At 71.1% G+C, this 16,593-nt stretch carries 16 protein-coding genes; 12 read left to right on the top strand and 4 right to left on the bottom strand.

Features of this window, described 5'->3' with window-relative positions:
• Positions 1–6: 6 nt before the first annotated feature.
• Genes CS0771_RS27690 through CS0771_RS27680 form a run of 3 tightly spaced genes read right to left on the bottom strand, consistent with a single transcriptional unit; the run spans position 7 to position 2,816 of the window.
• Positions 7–1,071, bottom strand: a complete 1,065-nt coding sequence (locus tag CS0771_RS27690; RefSeq protein WP_212843732.1) for an ABC transporter permease — start codon at positions 1,069–1,071, stop codon at positions 7–9.
• The gene (locus CS0771_RS27685; RefSeq protein ID WP_212843731.1) at positions 1,068–1,976 is read right to left on the bottom strand and encodes an ABC transporter ATP-binding protein; all 909 of its coding nucleotides are present in this window, start codon (positions 1,974–1,976) and stop codon (positions 1,068–1,070) included. The genes CS0771_RS27690 and CS0771_RS27685 overlap by 4 nt, the downstream gene beginning before the upstream one ends.
• Positions 1,977–2,816, bottom strand: coding sequence for a galactosyltransferase-related protein (locus tag CS0771_RS27680; protein WP_212843730.1), 840 nt, complete (start codon positions 2,814–2,816; stop codon positions 1,977–1,979).
• 137 nt (positions 2,817–2,953) lie between these two features.
• Between CS0771_RS27680 and CS0771_RS27675 the strand changes: the two genes are divergently transcribed.
• From CS0771_RS27675 to CS0771_RS27620, 12 genes are read left to right on the top strand one after another with little or no spacing between them, the layout of a single operon-like run.
• The gene (locus CS0771_RS27675) at positions 2,954–3,736 is read left to right on the top strand and encodes a sugar phosphate nucleotidyltransferase (RefSeq protein ID WP_212843729.1); all 783 of its coding nucleotides are present in this window, start codon (positions 2,954–2,956) and stop codon (positions 3,734–3,736) included.
• On the top strand, positions 3,733–4,863 hold the full coding sequence (locus tag CS0771_RS27670; protein ID WP_212843728.1) for a glycosyltransferase: 1,131 nt from the start codon (positions 3,733–3,735) through the stop codon (positions 4,861–4,863). Before CS0771_RS27675 ends, CS0771_RS27670 begins: the two co-directional genes overlap by 4 nt.
• A 5-nt stretch (positions 4,864–4,868) precedes the next feature.
• Positions 4,869–6,632 (top strand): radical SAM protein, encoded by a 1,764-nt coding sequence (locus tag CS0771_RS27665; RefSeq protein WP_212843727.1) that lies wholly within the window; start codon positions 4,869–4,871, stop codon positions 6,630–6,632.
• Positions 6,633–6,660: 28 nt separating this feature from the next.
• Complete coding sequence (locus tag CS0771_RS27660; RefSeq protein ID WP_212843726.1) at positions 6,661–6,969, top strand: Os1348 family NHLP clan protein; 309 nt, start codon at positions 6,661–6,663, stop codon at positions 6,967–6,969.
• 29 nt (positions 6,970–6,998) lie between these two features.
• The gene (locus CS0771_RS27655; protein WP_212843725.1) at positions 6,999–7,925 is read left to right on the top strand and encodes a radical SAM protein; all 927 of its coding nucleotides are present in this window, start codon (positions 6,999–7,001) and stop codon (positions 7,923–7,925) included.
• Positions 7,925–8,602: a hypothetical protein gene (locus CS0771_RS27650; RefSeq protein WP_212843724.1), complete on the top strand. Its 678-nt coding sequence runs from the start codon at positions 7,925–7,927 to the stop codon at positions 8,600–8,602. The genes CS0771_RS27655 and CS0771_RS27650 overlap by 1 nt, the downstream gene beginning before the upstream one ends.
• Positions 8,599–9,846, top strand: coding sequence for a DUF6365 family protein (locus tag CS0771_RS27645; protein ID WP_212843723.1), 1,248 nt, complete (start codon positions 8,599–8,601; stop codon positions 9,844–9,846). The genes CS0771_RS27650 and CS0771_RS27645 overlap by 4 nt, the downstream gene beginning before the upstream one ends.
• A complete protein-coding gene (locus tag CS0771_RS27640; RefSeq protein ID WP_212843722.1) occupies positions 9,843–11,045 on the top strand; it encodes a DUF6365 family protein in 1,203 nt (400 codons plus the stop codon). Before CS0771_RS27645 ends, CS0771_RS27640 begins: the two co-directional genes overlap by 4 nt.
• The gene (locus tag CS0771_RS27635) at positions 11,042–12,457 is read left to right on the top strand and encodes a hypothetical protein (RefSeq protein ID WP_212843721.1); all 1,416 of its coding nucleotides are present in this window, start codon (positions 11,042–11,044) and stop codon (positions 12,455–12,457) included. The genes CS0771_RS27640 and CS0771_RS27635 overlap by 4 nt, the downstream gene beginning before the upstream one ends.
• Positions 12,454–13,362 (top strand): radical SAM protein, encoded by a 909-nt coding sequence (locus CS0771_RS27630; RefSeq protein WP_203744001.1) that lies wholly within the window; start codon positions 12,454–12,456, stop codon positions 13,360–13,362. Before CS0771_RS27635 ends, CS0771_RS27630 begins: the two co-directional genes overlap by 4 nt.
• Before the next feature lie 4 nt (positions 13,363–13,366).
• The gene (locus tag CS0771_RS27625) at positions 13,367–14,050 is read left to right on the top strand and encodes a hypothetical protein (RefSeq protein ID WP_212843720.1); all 684 of its coding nucleotides are present in this window, start codon (positions 13,367–13,369) and stop codon (positions 14,048–14,050) included.
• A gap of 5 nt (positions 14,051–14,055) precedes the next feature.
• Positions 14,056–15,276 (top strand): DUF6365 family protein, encoded by a 1,221-nt coding sequence (locus tag CS0771_RS27620; RefSeq protein ID WP_212843719.1) that lies wholly within the window; start codon positions 14,056–14,058, stop codon positions 15,274–15,276.
• A gap of 30 nt (positions 15,277–15,306) precedes the next feature.
• Here the strand turns inward: CS0771_RS27620 and CS0771_RS27615 are convergent, their stop codons facing one another.
• On the bottom strand, positions 15,307–16,512 hold the full coding sequence (locus CS0771_RS27615) for an RNA-guided endonuclease TnpB family protein (protein WP_212843718.1): 1,206 nt from the start codon (positions 16,510–16,512) through the stop codon (positions 15,307–15,309).
• Positions 16,513–16,593 lie beyond the last annotated feature (81 nt).

Here is a 16,593-nt window from a genome sequence, read left to right as displayed (position 1 = left end):
GCCCTCTCAGTCGGCTTCGCGGCGGATCAGGCGGACGGCGACCGTGGTGAGCACGGCGGCGAAGCCGAGCAGCACGGCGAGGGGCACCACGACGTCGCCGACGCCCCCGCCGCGGCTGAGCACGTCGAGCACGCCCTCGTTGAACTGCCGCAGGGGCAGCACCAGCGAGGCGGCCTGCAGCCAGTCGGGCGCGAAGCTCAGCGGTACGAACGACCCGGACAGGAACGCCATCGGGATGACGACGATGTTGCAGACGGCGTTGCCGGCTTCGACGGATCTCGTGGTCGCCCCGGCGAGCAGCCCGACCGACAGGAACGCCAGGGTCGAGGCGAGGACGAGCGGGATCGCCAGCCACCACGCCCCGGTCAGCTGCAGATCGAAGAAGGCGGCCGCGATGCCGAGGAACAGCAGCGTCTGCGCCAGTGCCAGGCCGAGGCTGACGAGGATGCGCGCGCCGATCACGGCCGGCACGCCGACGGGGCTGAGCGCCAGCCGCTGGGTGAGCCTGCGCTGGCGCCAGACGACCAGGGTCGACGCGGCGCCGAAGGTGGCGCCGGTGGCGACGGCCCACCCGAGGATGCCGGGCGTGAGGTACTGGATCTGCTTGACGGACGCGTCCTGGACGGTGGTGACCGAGACGGTGAACCTGGGCGGCTGTCCCGTGGCGGCCAGGTTGGCCCCCTGCACCAGCGACTCCACGACGCTGCGCACGGTGGCGGCCGAGGACGGGTCGGCGGCCGAGTAGTGCACCTGGACCTGCGTGCCGTGCTGGACGATGGCGGCCGTCCGGTCACCGGAGCGCACCTGGTCCAGCGCCGCGGCCAGGTCGGTGGTCCGGGTGATGGCGAGCACCTGGCCGATCTGGGCCCGCTGCCCGTCGGTCAGCGCGTCCAGGACGTCGACCGGTCCGACGACGGCGACCTTCACCTGTGGCGCTGTGTCGGCGCCGCCGAACAGCCCGCCGAGCAGGACCAGGAACAGCAGCGGGAAGGCCAGGGTGAAGAAGAGCGACGCCTTGTCGCGCAGGTAGCCGCGCAGCAGGATCTGCGACAGGGTTCCGAGGCCGTTCATGCGCGATACTCCCGCCCGGTCAGCGTCAGGTAGGCGTCCTCCAGGGTGGCGCCCTTGACCACCAGGTCGCGCAGCGCGCCGCGGGCTGCCAGCTCGGCGAGCACCGGCGCGGGATCAGGGCTGGCGATGACGATCCGGGCGTCGTCCTCGGTGACGGTCGCCTCGGGGAACCGCCGGCGCAGTTCACCGGCGTCGACCAGGGCCGCCCGCGCGATGACGCGGGTGACGGCGTCGGCCTTCTGGATCAGCGTCTCGGGTGGTCCGCATTCGAGGATGCGCCCGTGGTCGATGATGGCGACCCGGTGGCAGAGCGCCTCCGCCTCGTCCATGTAGTGCGTGGTCAGCACGACGGTCCGGCCAGCGGCGTTGATGTCGCGGAGCAGATCCCAGAGGTTGCGCCGGGCCTGGGGGTCGAGTCCCGCGGTGGGCTCGTCGAGGAACACCAGCTGCGGATCGTGGACGAGCGCACAGGCGATGGCCAGGCGCTGGGCCTGGCCGCCGGACAGCTGCTCGACCCGGGTCCGGGCCTTGTCGGACAGGCCGACGGCGGCCAGCATCTCGTCGGCGCGCACGGCGGGGACCCGGTAGAGCTTCGCGAACGCGTGGATCTGCTCGGCGGCCGTCAGGCGCTCGAAGAACGCCGGCGTCTGCGACTGTACGCCGATGCGCCGCATCAGGTCCGGGTTGGGCGGCCAGGACGGCGCACCGAACATCAGGGCCTGGCCGGAGTCGGGCCGCCGCAGCCCTTCCACGATCTCCAGGGTGGTGGTCTTGCCCGCGCCGTTGGGGCCGAGCAGCCCGAAGAACTCGCCCTCGGCGACCTCGAACGAGACCCCGTCGAGGGCGGTCGTGGCGCCGTAGGTCTTCCTCAGGTCGGTGACCGCGATCGCGGCTCGCGCGTCCATCTACCGGTCCTCTGCGATCATCGCGTCGACCCCGCGGTCCAGCCGTCGGGCCAGGATCTCCTGGTTGGCGGGCAGGGTCACGGTGTGCGTACGCGAGTGTTCGAAGTGCAGGCAGGCCAGCCCGCGCGCGGCGCGCCAGGCGCGCAGCACCTCGATGCGGCCCTCCAGCTTGGCGATCAGGTCGTCGTCCTCGCATCCCCAGCCGGAGTAGCGGGTGCAGTAGCCGCCGACGTCGTCGAACAGCTTGCGTTCGACGAGGAAGCCGCCCCAGTGGTAGGGCGGCGGGAACCAGGGCAACCCCTCCCGGACGTTCCAGCCGACCCCCGCCGGGGGTTCGACGATCATGCAGTCGCGGCCCTGCCAGAGGAACCGCTCCGGGCCGACGGGCTGCAGGCGGCCGTCGGGGCCTGCCTGGACGTGGCAGACGCGGCCGAAGCGGGGGTTCTCCAGGACGAGGTCGTCGCGGGTGCCGGACCTGTCGACCAGGCGGTAGAGCCAGGGCTGGATCACCACCCGGTCCCGGCCCAGCTCCAGCGCCCTGGTGAGGTAGTCGGTGCCGAGCGGCACGATGTCGGCGTCGCCGAGGTAGAACGTGGATCCGCGGGCAGCCGCGGCCGCGAGGTTGCGCAGCGGGCCGGCCGCGGACGGTCCCTGGTCGGCGTAGACCAGCCGGACGCGGTCGTCGGGCAGCTCGGGCACCACCGTGTCCGGGCCGACGCCGATCACGATCTCGCAGGGGACGTCCTGGGCGAGCCAGGCACGACAGACCCGCGGCAGCACCTGTGTGGCGCGGTGGTCGCCGAAGAGCGGCAGCACGACCGACACCCGGGGCTCCAACATGGACCGATCGTAAAGACGACCGACGTAAATGTCAGCGACCCCGCGACCACAACATATTCACAACATTAACACAACAAGCCATCGATACATTCGCACAACTGCGTATGTGGAAGCGCTACCACGTGGGGGTGTTTCGGGTGGGTCGGTTCGGTGTGGTGCCTGCGGCAGGCGCCGGGACGCGCCTCGCGCCGTACCGCGCGCCCAAGGAGCTCATCCAGGTCGGCTACCACGACGTCGGCGGCCGGGTGCTGCCGAAGGCGGCCATCGAACACGTCCTGACCGCGATGCGCGGCGGCGGCGTCGGGCGGGCCTTCGTCGTGCTGTCACCCGCCAAGGCCGAACTGCTGCGCTACCTCGGCTCCGGCAGCTACCTGGGCATGGACCTGGCGTACGTGTGCCAGGAGGTGGCGCGCGGCCTGCCCCACGCGCTCGACCTGGCCACGCCGTTCCTGGCCGGCCGGACGGTGTGCATGGGCATGCCGGACACGATCATCTCCCCGGACGACGGCTTCGCCAGGCTGCTGGACTTCCACGACGGCACCGGCGCGGACCTCAGCCTCGGGGTCTATCCGACCGCCACGCCGCAGGCGCTCGCGCCGGTCGTCGTCGAGCCCGGCTCATACCGGGTGCTGGCCATCGTGGACAAGCCCGAGCATCCGCCGGCCGACAACACGTGGGGCATCGCCGCCTGGTCGCCGGTCTTCACCGAGCTGCTGCACGCGTGCGTGGCCGATGCGCCGCCCGGTCCGGAGCTCCTGCTCAGCGACATCTTCGTCGCCGCCATGACCGCGGGGTTGCGCGTACACGCGCTGACCTTCCCCGCCGGCGAGTTCCACGACATCGGCACCCCGGCCGGTGTCCTGCGGGCCCGCGAAGCCCTCGAAGCCCCCGGCGGCGTACTGGCCCGGCGGCAGCCGTGACCAGTATCCTGCTCGTCCCCTTCCACCCGCCCGGCCACACCGAGCCGATGTCGGCGCTCGCCGGGCAGCTGCGCGCGGCCGGGCACGAGGTCACCACGTTCAGCGAGGAGACCGCGAGCCGCTGGTGCCCCGACGCGCCCATTCCCCCGCACCTGTACGCCGCCGACAGCGCCACGCTGTTCCGGCACATCTTCCTCGGCGATCTCGAGGCGATGGTCCGCGACATCGTGGATCTGGCGTACGACTGCGGCGCGGAGCTGATCGTGGCCGACGTGATGGCCGCGGGCGGCGCGCTGGCCGCGCAGCGGATAGACCTGCCGTGGGTGTCGCTGTCGTTCAGCCCCGTCCCGGCGCTGGACTCCTACCGCACCTTTCTGCCCCCGCACGCCGTCGACAGCTTCGCCCCGCACCGGGTGCTGGCCGCGCTCGGCCTGCCCGACGACGACGTGAGCCTGCTCGGGCGCACCTCGCCGCAGCTGCACCTGATCCCGACGACCGCGCGCTTCGCCGGGGCCCACCGGCTGCCGGACGAGGTCGCCCTGGTCGGCCCCTTCGCCGAGGTGCCCCCGCCACGGACCCGGCCCGGTGGCCGGCCGGTCGTGGTCGTCAGCGCCAGCACGAACGCGCCGATCAACCTCGGCGTGCGGGCGCTGGTCCAGGACCGGTACGTGGCCGCCGCCGTCCAGGCGCTGGCCGGACTGCCCGTTGACGGCCTGGTCACCCACGGCGGCGCGGGCCTGGCGCAGACGGGGCCGATCCCGGACAACGTACGCCTGCTCGGGCGCACCCCCCACGACGAGCTGTTCGACCGGGCCTCGGCCGTCGTCACGCACGCCGGCTGGGGCACGGTCTGCCGGGCGCTGGTCCGGGGGCTGCCGCTGGTCCTCGTCCCGATCTTCGCCGACCAGCCCTACATCGCCACGCGCTGCGCCGAGCTGGGCCTGGGCATCGCGCTGGACGCCGACACGGTGACCGCCACGGAGCTGCGCGACGCCGTACGCGCGGTCGTCGAGGAGCCCCGCTACCGCCAGGCCGCCCAGGAGGTCGCCGGCGAACTGCGGGCGATGGCCCCGCTGGCGACCGCCGCTGACCTGATCACCGCCTCGCTGCAGCCCTCAGAAGGGTGACCACCATGGCCATCGCGCCGGCACGCAAGCCGACCACCCGGGTGCTGTTCCTCGTCGCACCGGGCGAACAGCCGATGTTCACCCGCATGAACCTGCCGCCCTTCGGGACCGGCATCGTGACCGCCAGCCTGCGCGACGCCGGCTGCGACGTGGACCTGCACGACCTCAACTCCGACCTGTGGCGGATGTGGCGGGCCGGCGAGTTCACCAAGGCCGACCTGCGCCCGTTCTACGACGAGCGGGCCGTCCTGGACTACGTGGGCGGCGCGCGCAACGACTTCCTCGACTCCTTCGCCGACCGCCTGCTGGCCGGCAAGGACATCGAGGCGGCCCAGGTGGTCGGCATCTCCGCCGGTGGCGACTTCTCGTTCCTGGAGATGCAGTCGGCCGTCGTGATCGGCGCCCATCTCAAGCGGCACTACGGCAAGCCGATCGTGCTGGGCGGCAACAACCTGGACTACCTGATGCAGTTCCACGACGCGTTCCACAGCTGGTGGACCGCGGTCATCACGCACTTCGACGCGGCCGTGACCGGCCCGGGGGAGGACGTCTTCGTCGACCTCGTGGGCAAGCTGGCCCGCGAGCGGACGCAGCTGCCGATGGCCCGCCCCGCCCCCTCGCCCGGGGTCGCCCGGCTGCTGGGCGACACCGTGCTGCGGGCGCCCGACGCCGCGCACCGCATCCTCGCCCCCGACTTCGACGGCCTGCGCCTGGACGACTACCACAACTTCGTCCGCGACCGGCCCACGGCGAGCCCGCGCAAGCAGGAGGCCGACGAGATGTGGAACCGGATGCAGCTCTACCAGTTCCCGGCGTACCTGAGCTGGCTGGCCAACGAGACCAACGCACAACAGGCAGGGCAGGGCGTCTCCGGGCGGCTGGTGATGCCCTATGTGTTCAACTACAACTGCCCGTACAACTGCGCGTTCTGCACCGAGAGCCTGGAGCGGGTCAAGCTCGTGCACGCCACCGTCGACGACATCGTCGAGGACATGGCGGGGCTGGCCGGCAAGTACCAGACGCCGTACTTCTACCTGTTCAACAACTACTTCAACCTGGTCAACGGCTTCGTGGAGGAGTTCGCCAGCCGGGTCATCCTCAACGGCGTCCAGCTGCACTGGTCCGACTGCGCCCGGTTCAACAGCCTCACCTACGAGCGCCTCGCGCTGATGGCCGAGTCCGGCTGCCGCAAGCTGACGTTCGGCCTGGAGACGGCGAGCACCAAGATGCTCAAGATCATCGACAAGCGGGTCAAGCTCGCCGAGGCCGAGCGGGTCCTGGGCTGGTGCAAGGAGGTCGGCATCTGGGCCGACCTGGAGATCATCACCGGCCTGCCGCACGAGGACGAGGACACCTTCGCCGAGACCACCGACTTCCTGGAACGCAACGCCGCCAACATCAACTACTTCAACGTCAACCGGTACTTCGTGGCGCCCAAGTCCCTGATGGGCGCGAAACCCGAGGCGTACGGGATGACGCTGCGCAAGTTCCCCGACGCGTACCAGCGGCTGCTGGACGCCAACTACCGCTGGCTGGCCGAGGACCTGGAGTTCTCGTACAAGCCGCAGAACTTCCGCGTCTACGAGTTCGACGAGATCGACGGCCGCAGCGCCGAACAGCTCGCGGACGTGATCGTGCCGAAGATCGCCAAGCTCAACGCGATCCAGAGCACCGATTTCAGCGACGCCTGGCGGGTGCTCAGCATGCGCCAGGACCGCGCGGGCCGCACCCCGGCCCGGTTCAACAACGAAACCATGTCGATGGCCTGACGATCCACCACCGGACAGGAGTGCACACGTGACTGCCGAAACCACCGCGAGCCAGGCTGAGCCGAGCCAGGTCAAGGACGTCCTGGAACGGGCCGTCGCCGACCCGGAGTTCGGCCGCCTGCTGCTCGACGATCCCGACGCCGCGCTGGCCGGCTACGCCCTCAGCGAGGTCCAGCTGCTGCTGCTGCGCAGCCTCGACGAGGAGGACCTGGCCAAGCTGACGCCGGAGAACCTGGAGGAGTTCTTCGCCGTCGACTCCGCGGTCTACACGCCCGAGGACGCCGCGATGGTCCAGCAGGGATACGAGATCTACGACGACGAAGACCTCGACGACTGATCGGCGACGAAGGCTAGGAGGCCGCGGCGATGAAGGGACTCAGCATCCACCTGACCGACGTGTGCAACAGCAAGTGCACGTTCTGCATCGTCGACTCTCCGTACATGAAGCAGGACACCGTCATGCGCCGGCGGATCTCGCGCTTCCTGCACGAGCACGCCGGCCAGGACTACGAGGCGGTCAACCTGCACGGCGGCGAGGCCACCATCCGCAAGGACTTCCTGGAGATCCTCGACGAGATCCGGGAACTTGGCTATCCGACGGTCTTCCTGCAGACCAACGCCCGCAAGCTGGCCCGGATGTCGTACGCCGAGACGGTGGTGGGCAAGGGCGTGAGCCTGTTCATCGTGTCCCTGCACGGGGCCACGGCGGCGACCCAGGACGGCATCAGCCTGGCGCCGGGCTCCTTCGACCAGGCGGTCCAGGGCATCCGCAACGTCAAGCAGCTCGGCGCGTCGGTCCGGACCAACTCGGTGGTGTGCAAGGACAACTACACCGAGCTGCCCGAGATCGTCGACCTGTGCATGGACCTCGGCGCCGACGTCGTCAACATCTCGGCGCTGCACACCTCGGGCACGGCGCTGCGCAACTTCTGGGACGTCACCCCGCGCTACGACGACATCCGGCCCTACGTGGCGGAGGCCTGCGACCGGGCCGTCGCCCGCGGGGTGGCGCTGCGGCTGGAGGGCTTCCCCTACTGCGGCGTGCCCGGCTACGAGCGGTTCCAGATCGACTGGGAAGACAACAAGTTCAAGATGCTGTACCGCAGCTTCGTCATGGACGACTACGAGGGGCACATGGACGACTTCACCCGGGTCAAGGACGCACGCTGCGGCGGCTGCGTGTTCACCGACGTCTGCGGCGGGGTCTACAAGGAGTACGCGGAGATGATCGGCTGGGACGAGTTCCACCCGGTGACGCAGCGGCCCGCCGACAACCCGGCGCCGGTGTCGTGATGCTGCCCGTCACCCGCGCGGACGAGGAACTTTTCAGCACCGCGCTGATGGCCGCCCGCCTCGGCCGGGCCCGGCCGATCGTCGCGCAGCTGCGCAAGCGGTACGAGAAGGAGTGGGACGACCCGCTGTCCGGGTTCCCGTACGCCCTGTCCATGGTGGCGATGCTGGTGTCCGGCCGCGACGACCACCACGAGTTCGACTACACCGAGGTCGTCGAGACGCTCAGCGACCTGCTCTACCAGGAGCCCGGGCACTGGCTGGCCCGGTTCCTGCGGATCCACACCCGCACCCTGCTGCCGGTCGAGACCGACGAGCACAAGGTCTACATCGCCGCCGAGCGCACGCGTGCCGCCGCGGACGTCGCGGAGCTGATCAGCCGGCAGGCCGAGACGGCGTGGCAGCCCTGGTTCGCCTGCGCGTACCTGCTGGCGGCCCGCCTGGAATGGGAGGGCGACCGCGACGAGGCCACGGCCGCCGGTCTGATCGAGGCGGCCGCCGCGCAGCCCGCGTCGCCGATCGGGTTCCACTCGCTCGGCGGGGTGATGTGCGCGCCGTTCGTCTGGTACTACGGCGAGCCCGACGCTCCGGCCCGCGAGACGCTGGGGCGGCTGATGGGCACGCTGTTCCCGGACCAGCCCACCGTCCGGCGTCTGCGATCCGCCGGAGCGGCCCGATGAGGCAGCGGACCGTCCTGTTCATCGTCACCAGTTTCTGGGCGTTCGGGGAGCTGGCCATCGCCACGGAGTTCGCCCGGCGGATGGCCGGGACCGGGTTCACGCCGCTGTTCCTGATCCCGCCCACCCACCGGCGGCTGATGGCCGACAGCGGGCTGGCATACCAGGTGATGATCCCCGGCGCCGGGAAGATCAACCGCATCCAGCTGCGCGACATCGCGCACGTGCACAAGCCCGCCCTGGTCGTGCTGGCCGACTTCATGAACTTCGACTTCTGCGACCGGCACTACGGGCTGGGCCGGGCCGACCTGGCCGCGTTCGACTGCCCGGTGGGCACCTTCGACGACTTCTCCTGGGGCCGGGACGGGGCCTGGCTCGACACCTACGGGTTCAAGGCCAAGTACGAAGGCGACATCACCCTCGACGGGCTGTCGTTCCGGCTGCGCCCCTGCCCGCTGAACAACCCGCTGGACGAGACCGGGCCGGACGTCTTCGCGTACCCGCTGCTGGAGGAGACGGCCGACGTGCCGACCGCGCAGCGGGACGACGTGCGCGCGGAGCTCGGCCTGACCGGCGGCCGGCCGGTGGTGATGGTCACCGGCGCCACCTGGCAGCGCATGCACGCCGCCTACCCCCGGGTGACCGCGTACGTCGACGCCAGCCACCGGATGCTCGAACGGCTGCTGGAGCGGATCCTGCCGCACGCCGACGTGCTCGCGGTAGGGCCGCAGCTGGTGTTCCACGACCGCGCCCCGGCCGGGTTCCACCCGCTCGGCCAGGTCGAACCGGAGCGGTTCCGCCGCCTGATCCAGGCCGTCAACCTGCACATCTCCAACAACATCGTCTCGGTGAGCCTGCACCGGCTCGCCCTGCGCGGCATCCCGTCGGTCGTCCTGATGAACTCGCTCAACAAGCGCCGCGGCAGGCTGCGCTGGGAGATCCCCACCCCGCCGGAGCTGACCGAGCACGCCCGCGGCGTCGTCGACGGCATCGAGTACCTGTACCCGTGCCGGATGTTCCCCGTCGGCTGGTACCACTTCCTGCGCTCGCTGCTGGACGGCAACCCGTTCAGCGCGGTCGTGGAGCACGTGGAGACGTTCGACGAGGACGGCTCGCTGGCGGTGATCCTGCCGCTGCTGGAGCCCGGGCCGCAGCGGGCGCGCCTGGCCGAGGCCCGCGAGACGTACCTGGAAGCGCTGCGAAAACTGCCCGAGGTCGACACGATCCTGCATCAGGTGAGCGCATGAGAAGACTGCTGTTCCTCGCCCCGAGCACCCTGTCCAAAGGCGACGCCAGCCTGGCCGCAGACATGGCCCGGGCACTGCCGCGCAAGCAGTTCCAGGTCGGGTTCGTGGCCGCCGCCGACTCCGTGGCGCAGCTGCACGACCTCGGCATGCCGACGCTCGCGCTGACCGCCGGCTCACCGGCGCAGAACCTGGCCATGCTCGACCGGGTCGTCGCCGGCTTCGCACCCGATCTGCTGATCGCGGCCGACGCCTTCGCCGTGCACCAGTCACGGGGCTGGACCGGGCTGGGCCTCGACGTCCTGCGCGAGCGCTACGGACGGCCGGTGGGCAGCCTGGACCGGCTCGGCTGGCCGGAGACCGGATACGCCGTCGACGTCTACGGCGGGCCGCGCACGCAGTTCCCGCCGCTGCTCGACGACTGCGACGTGCTGATCCGCACCGGGCCGCCGCACCGGCCGGAGCCGGGGCCGCCGGGTGTCGTGGTGGCCCCGCTGCACCTCGGCGGGCTGCAGTACGGCGGCCTGCGCCCGGTGAGCGACGAGGACGCGCCCAGGGCCGACCGGCCGGTGGTGTTCCTGGTGAACTCCCGCTGGGAGTACACCGGCACCACGCCTGCCGCCCAGCAGTTGGTCGACGCGCTCCCGCGGCTGCTGCACAGCCTGCTGGCCGCGGTGGGCCGCCCGCTGCGCATCATCCACGTCGGCCCGCGCAGCTGGCGGTTCCCGACCGCCGATCACCTGGACTACCAGCACTTCAGCCGGTTGCCGTACCCGATGTTCCACGCCCGGCTGACCTCCGCCGACGTCTTCCTGACCGCCAACGCCCTGTCGTCCACACTCGCCCGCGCCGTGCTGGCCGGGGTGCCGTCACTGCTGCTGCACAACGACCGGACCCTGACCGAGCTGCCCGAATGGACGGCCGCCTGCGCGCCGCAGCTGACGGCGGCGTACCCGTTCCGGGTGGCACCGCTGGGCTGGCACGAGCTGCTGGCGCCGCTGGTGTCCGGCAACCCCTACTTCGGCTGCTTCGCCCAGGCCCCGCTCTTCGACCGGGCGGCCGTGGGACAGGCCCTGACCGGCCTGCTCGACGGCCGTCCCGACCTGCTCGAACGGCAGCAGGACTACCGCGACCGGCTCGCCGCGCTGCCCTCGGCCACCGACGCGTTCGCCGAGACGCTCGCCGCGGCGGTGGCCCGATGACCGGACAGCCGCCCCTGCACGAAGCCGTCGCGGCCCTGGCCGGGCGGCCCGCGCCCGACCGCCGCCGCGTCGCGCCGGACGCCGTGCAGCCGTTCCGGGCGACGATGCGCAACGACTTCCTGACCCCGCGCGGCACCCCGTACAAGTGGCAGGACGTCACCGCGAGCCTCACCCGCACCCTCACCGGCGGCAGCGTGGGCTCGCTCGTCCCGGTGCGCTACCAGTGGGACCGGGTAGACGCCGGCACCGGAAGCCCCGACGGCGAGGGCGAGCAGCGCGAGTGGACGTTCGCGCGGGGTCAGAGTTTCACCTCCGTGCTGATGCACACCGACGTCGCCGGGGTGGACCGCCCGCAGGACCCGCCGCCCGGCACCCCGCTGTCGCCGATGGACATCAGCTATCCGGGCCTGCCCAAGGCTCCCGCCGTCGACCTGCTGCTCATGCTCAGCTGGGACGTCGTCACGTTCGAGATGCTGTGCACGCACCTGACGACCACCCCGGCGCTGCGCACCCCCGGCAGCTGGGCGGAGCTGGACGGGATCTCGGGCAGCTGGGCGGAGCTGCGGTTCTCCGACCCCGGGGCGACCGCCGTGTTCCGCAACGCCCACGCGACCGCCCGGCACCTGGGCCACGGCACGTACGGCGGCCGCCCGAGCGTGGTGTACACGATGACCTGCCTCGACTGCGTCCTGGACGTCAGGTCCGGCCCGGTGCGCCAGCGCGGCCGCTCGTCCTACTGGATCACGCTGCAGGCCGACGCCGAGACCGGTGACCTGCTGTTCGCCGAGATGACCGAGATGATCGTGGCCACCGTCACCGGGGCGGACGGGCAGCGGGTGCCGGTGCAGAAGCGGCGGACGGTACGGATGTTCGCCGGCACCGAGCTCCCCGCACCGACCGCCTCGGCCGCCGCACCCGCCCTGCCGGAAACCGAACCCGCACCCCGGCCGACGGCGGACGGCGCCAAGCTGGCCGAGGCGCTCCGGCTGACCGGCCGCGTGGCCGATCACCTGACCTGGCAGGTCTCCAGCCTCGCCCACCTCCCGCAGGGCATGGCCGACCTGACCCTGATGGGGTTCCGCAGCGTCGTCGGCGCCGACCTGCCCGGCACCTACCGCCAGGTCAAGGCGTTGCAGGCGGGGCTGCGCGCCGCACAGGACGGCGACGGCGCCGTCTGGAGCCGCCTGCCCGAGTACCGCCGCAGCCTGGAAGGGCTGCTCGCGTTCGGCCAGTTCGCCGCCGACGGCGCCGACCGGCTGCTCGCCGGGGACCAGCCCGGCCGCGACATCATGACCGACCACATCAGGGTCGTCCGGGTCGACCTCACCGATCTTCTGGCGCTGCTGGACCGGCTGGCGCAGCCGGTGCCCGTGCCCAGCGCCACCGGCCACGAATCGGAGGCACAGCCGTGAAGGCGCTGAGCGTGCACCTGACCGACATCTGCAACAGCAAGTGCAACTTCTGCATCGTCGACTCCCCGTTCGTCAAGGACGACTCCATCTCCCGCAAGCGGGTCTCGCGATTCCTGCAGGAGAACGCGGACAAGGGATTCGAGGCCGTCAACATCCACGGCGGCGAGGCCACCATCCGCAAGGACTTCCTGGAGATCCTCGACGAGATCCAGGGGCTGGGCTACCCGACCGTGCTGCTGCAGACCAACGGCCGCAAGCTGGCCCGGATGGAGTACGCCAAGACGGTGGTGAGCAAGAACGTCAGCCTGTTCATCGTGTCCCTGCACGGGGCCCGCGCGCTGACCCAGGACCGCATCGCCAAGGCGCTCGGCTCGTTCCAGCAGGCCGTCACGGGCATCCGCAACGTGAAGGAACTCGGCGCGCTGGTCCGCACCAACTCGGTGGTGTGCAAGGACAACTTCACCGAGGTGCCCGACATCGTCGACCTGTGCCTGGACCTCGGCGCCGATCACGTGAACCTGTCCGCGCTGCACACCTCCGGCACGGCGCTGCGCAACTTCTGGGACGTCACCCCGCGCTACGACGAGATCCAGCCCTACGTCTTCGAGGCCGTCGACCGTGCGGTGCGGCGCGGCAAGATGGTCACCCTGGAGGGCTTCCCGTACTGCGCCATCCCCGGCTACGAGCAGTACATGATCGACTGGAAGCAGAACCAGTTCAAGATGCTGTACCGCAAGTTCGTGTTCGAGGACTACGAGAACTACATGGACAGCAACGCCCGGGTCAAGGACGAGCGGTGCGGCGGCTGCGCCCACAACGGCTCCTGCGGCGGTGTCTACAAGGAGTACGCCGAGTTCGTCGGCTGGGACGAGTTCCAGCCGGTCACCCCGACGGCGACGGCGTGACACCGTGCACCTGATCACCCGCGCCGACGACGAGCTGTACGGAGTGGCCAGCGCGGCCGGCAAGCTGGGCTGGGCGCCCAAGCTGCTGGCCCGCCTGGCCGACGCCCGCCGCGCCGCCCCGGCCGACCCCGGCGCCGCCGCCCGGTACGCCTTCGCGCTGATGGCCGCGCTGCCCAGCCTCGGCGTGGAGTTCGAGGCACACGCCCGGTTCACCGACACCATCGACGCCCTCGGGCAGGCGCTGCGGCTGGACCCGGACAACTGGCTGGCCCGTTACAGCCGGGCCCGGCTGCGTGCCCTGATCCCGAGCAGCTACGGCGCGTACTCGGTGCAGGCCTCGGGGGAGCTGAGCCTGGCCCAGGCCGACCTGGAGCTGCTCCTGGCGCGCCAGGGCGGCCTTCCGGCGCAGGCCTACTTCGTCAGCACCCACGCGCTGGCCGCCGTCGTCGACCATCTCGCGGGCACGCCGCCCGCCGACGGACGGCCACCCCTGCTGGACGTGCTGGCAGCGTGCCCGCGCACGCCGGTGGGACTGCCGGCGCTGGGCGCGGTCCTGTGCGAACCGCTGGCCACCATGCACGCGGGTGCCGTCGGCCCCGAACGGCAGGCGATCGGGGAAGTGATGGCGGTCCTCTACGGCGAGCAGCCCGCGGTCGTGGCCGCGCTGAGCCGGCAGTCGGTGTGGTGAGCGCGATGAACCCCCGGCGCCTGCTGTTCCTCGGGCTCGGCCACCTGTCCAACGGCGACGTGAGCATCGCCGCCGACTTCGCCCGGCAACTGCCGCCGGACCGGTTCAAGGTCCTGTTCGTGACCATGGCCGCGGTCGCGCCCTACGTACGCGGGCTCGGGCTCGACGTCCACCCGCTGACCAGCCAGGACCCGGGCCGGAACCGGGCCGCGTTCGACACCCTCGTGGCCGATTTCCGCCCGGACATGCTCGTCGCGGCCGACTGCTTCACGCTGGACTACTCGACGGCGTGGTCGGGGCTGAGCATGAGCCTGCTGCGCGACCGCTACGACGTCGCCCTGGCCAGCTTCGACCAGTACGACTACCCGGCCGCTCAGTACGTCGTCGACTTCTACGGCGGGCACCGCACCCACTTCCCGCGCCTGCTCGACAGCTGCGACCTGCTGATCCGCAACAGCCCGCTGAACCGCCCCGCACCCGCCGAACCCGGCGTCATCGTGACCCCGATGGTGTGCGGCGGGACGACGCCGATGCGCCCGCCCCGCCGGTCCGGGACGCCGACGGTGTTTCTCACCAACTCCCGGTGGGAGTACGTCAACGTGGTCCGCTCGCCCAGCATGGGGCAGCTGATGCGGTCCATGCCGCAGATCATCCACAGCCACCTGGCCGCGCTCGGCCGGCCGCTGCGGGTGGTCCACGTCGGCCCGCACCCGTGGGAGTTCCCCGTCGCCCCGCAGATCGAGTACCGGCAGGTGCCGACGCTGACGCCGGTGGAGTTCCACGCCCAGCTGACCGCCGCCGACCTCTACGTCAGCGCCAACGCGGTGTCGGTGACGCTGACCCAGGCGGTGCTCGCCGGTGTGCCGAGCCTCGTGCTGCAGAACCACAAGATCCTTGACATCCGGCGGCTGATCGCCAGCGGCTCGGCACCCGCCTGGCTGGCCGAGGCGGCGCCCGAGCTGGCCCTGGCCTACCCGTTCCGGGTGTACCCGTGGGGCTGGCACGAGTTCCTCACCCCGGTGCTGTCGGGCAACCCGTATCCGGACACCTTCCGCAGCGTCGGCGTATTCGAGCGGCGCCGGGTGCTGCAGGCGATGACCGAGCTGCTGGACGACGAGACCGAGCGCGACCGGCTGCGCGAGCGGCAGGCGGTCCTGCTGGAGCAGCTCGGCCGGCTCCTGCCGCCCGGCGACGCCCTGGACGCTGCCAAGTTCTCCGGCCGATGAGGAAGGCCCCGCGTTGACATCCTCCCCGCCCTAAAGGATGGGGATTCCCTTGGTCGCCCTCGGGTGTTCCTGTTTCGCCGACGACTGCCCCGTCCGAGAGGTTCCTCGTTGAGGTCTTACATCGTCTCCGCAGGCTGTCACCGCCAGTCCGGCGGCCAGGATGTTGCGTGCCGCGTTGACGTCGCGGTCGTGGCGGCTGCCGCACGGGCACGTCCATTCCCGTACGTGCAGCGACATCTTCTGTGTGATTGCGCCGCAGGCCGAGCAGAGTCTGGTCGAGGGGAGCCAGCGGTCCACGACGATCAGGTCCCGGCCGTGCCAGACGGTCTTGTACTCCAGCAGAGTGCGAAACTGCCGCCAGGCCGCGTCGCTGATCGCGCGGGCCAGCCGGTGGTTGCGGACCATGTTGCTTACGGCCAGGTCCTCGATCACGATCGTTTGGTTCTCACGAACGAGCCGAGTGGTCAGTTTGTGCAGGTGATCGCGCCTGCGGTCGGCGATGCGGGCGTGGATGCGGGCGAGGTTGATCCGGGCCTTGGCCTGGTTGGCCGAGCCTTTCTGCTTGCGGGCCAGGTCGCGTTGCGCGCCGGCCAGCCGCTGCCGGTCGGCGTGCTCATGCCGGGGGTTGGTGATCTTCTCGCCGGTGGACAGGGTGAGCAGGCTGTCGAGGCCAGCGTCGATCCCGACCGTGCCGGCGGCGGGGGTTTGGGCGATGACGTCGTCGCAGAGCAGGGACACGAACCAGCGCCCGGCCGCATCCTGCGACACGGTCGCCGTCGAGGGCGTGCAGCCCTGCGGCAGCGGCCGCGACCACACGATGTCGAGGGGTTCGGTCATCTTGGCCAGGGTCAGCCTGCCGTCGCGCCAGCGGAACGCGCTGGCGGTGTACTCGGCCGAGCGGCGCGAGCGCTTCCTGGACTTGAAGTGCGGGTGTCTGGCGCGTTTGGCCCAGAAGTTGACGTAAGCGGTCTGCAGGTGCCGCAGCGCCTGCTGCAGTGGCACGCAGGAGACGTCGTTGAGAAACGCCAGGTCGGCGGTCTTCTTCCATCCGGTGAGCAGGGCCGAGGTCGCGTGGTAGCCGATCCGCTCCTGCCGCTGGGTCCACGCCTCGGTGCGGGCCTGCAGGGCCATGTTGTAGACCAGCCGGACGCACCCGAATGTCCGCGACAGCTGCTCGGCCTGCACGTCGCTGGGGTAGAAGCGGAACTTGAACGCCCGCTTCACCGTCCTGGCCACGCCACGGATCCTAACAGGACGGCCGCTGGGTTTCGTACTGACGTACGGACGGACGCCGGTCCGCCTCGGCGGCGGATCGGC

The sequence above is a fragment of the Catellatospora sp. IY07-71 genome, assembly GCF_018326265.1.
Classification (GTDB): Bacteria; Actinomycetota; Actinomycetes; order Mycobacteriales; family Micromonosporaceae; genus Catellatospora.
The sequence above is the reverse complement of the archived record's forward strand: the minus strand, read 5'-3'. Positions and strand labels throughout refer to the sequence as shown.

Coding starts and splice junctions, on each gene's coding strand:
- CS0771_RS27635 (WP_212843721.1), top strand. CDS start 11,042: ATGACCGGACAGCCGCCCCTGCACGAAGCCGTCGCGGCCCTGGCCGGG.
- CS0771_RS27680 (WP_212843730.1), bottom strand. CDS start 2,816: ATGTTGGAGCCCCGGGTGTCGGTCGTGCTGCCGCTCTTCGGCGACCAC.
- CS0771_RS27650 (WP_212843724.1), top strand. CDS start 7,925: ATGCTGCCCGTCACCCGCGCGGACGAGGAACTTTTCAGCACCGCGCTG.
- CS0771_RS27690 (WP_212843732.1), bottom strand. CDS start 1,071: ATGAACGGCCTCGGAACCCTGTCGCAGATCCTGCTGCGCGGCTACCTG.
- CS0771_RS27645 (WP_212843723.1), top strand. CDS start 8,599: ATGAGGCAGCGGACCGTCCTGTTCATCGTCACCAGTTTCTGGGCGTTC.
- CS0771_RS27640 (WP_212843722.1), top strand. CDS start 9,843: ATGAGAAGACTGCTGTTCCTCGCCCCGAGCACCCTGTCCAAAGGCGAC.
- CS0771_RS27665 (WP_212843727.1), top strand. CDS start 4,869: ATGGCCATCGCGCCGGCACGCAAGCCGACCACCCGGGTGCTGTTCCTC.
- CS0771_RS27685 (WP_212843731.1), bottom strand. CDS start 1,976: ATGGACGCGCGAGCCGCGATCGCGGTCACCGACCTGAGGAAGACCTAC.
- CS0771_RS27655 (WP_212843725.1), top strand. CDS start 6,999: ATGAAGGGACTCAGCATCCACCTGACCGACGTGTGCAACAGCAAGTGC.
- CS0771_RS27620 (WP_212843719.1), top strand. CDS start 14,056: ATGAACCCCCGGCGCCTGCTGTTCCTCGGGCTCGGCCACCTGTCCAAC.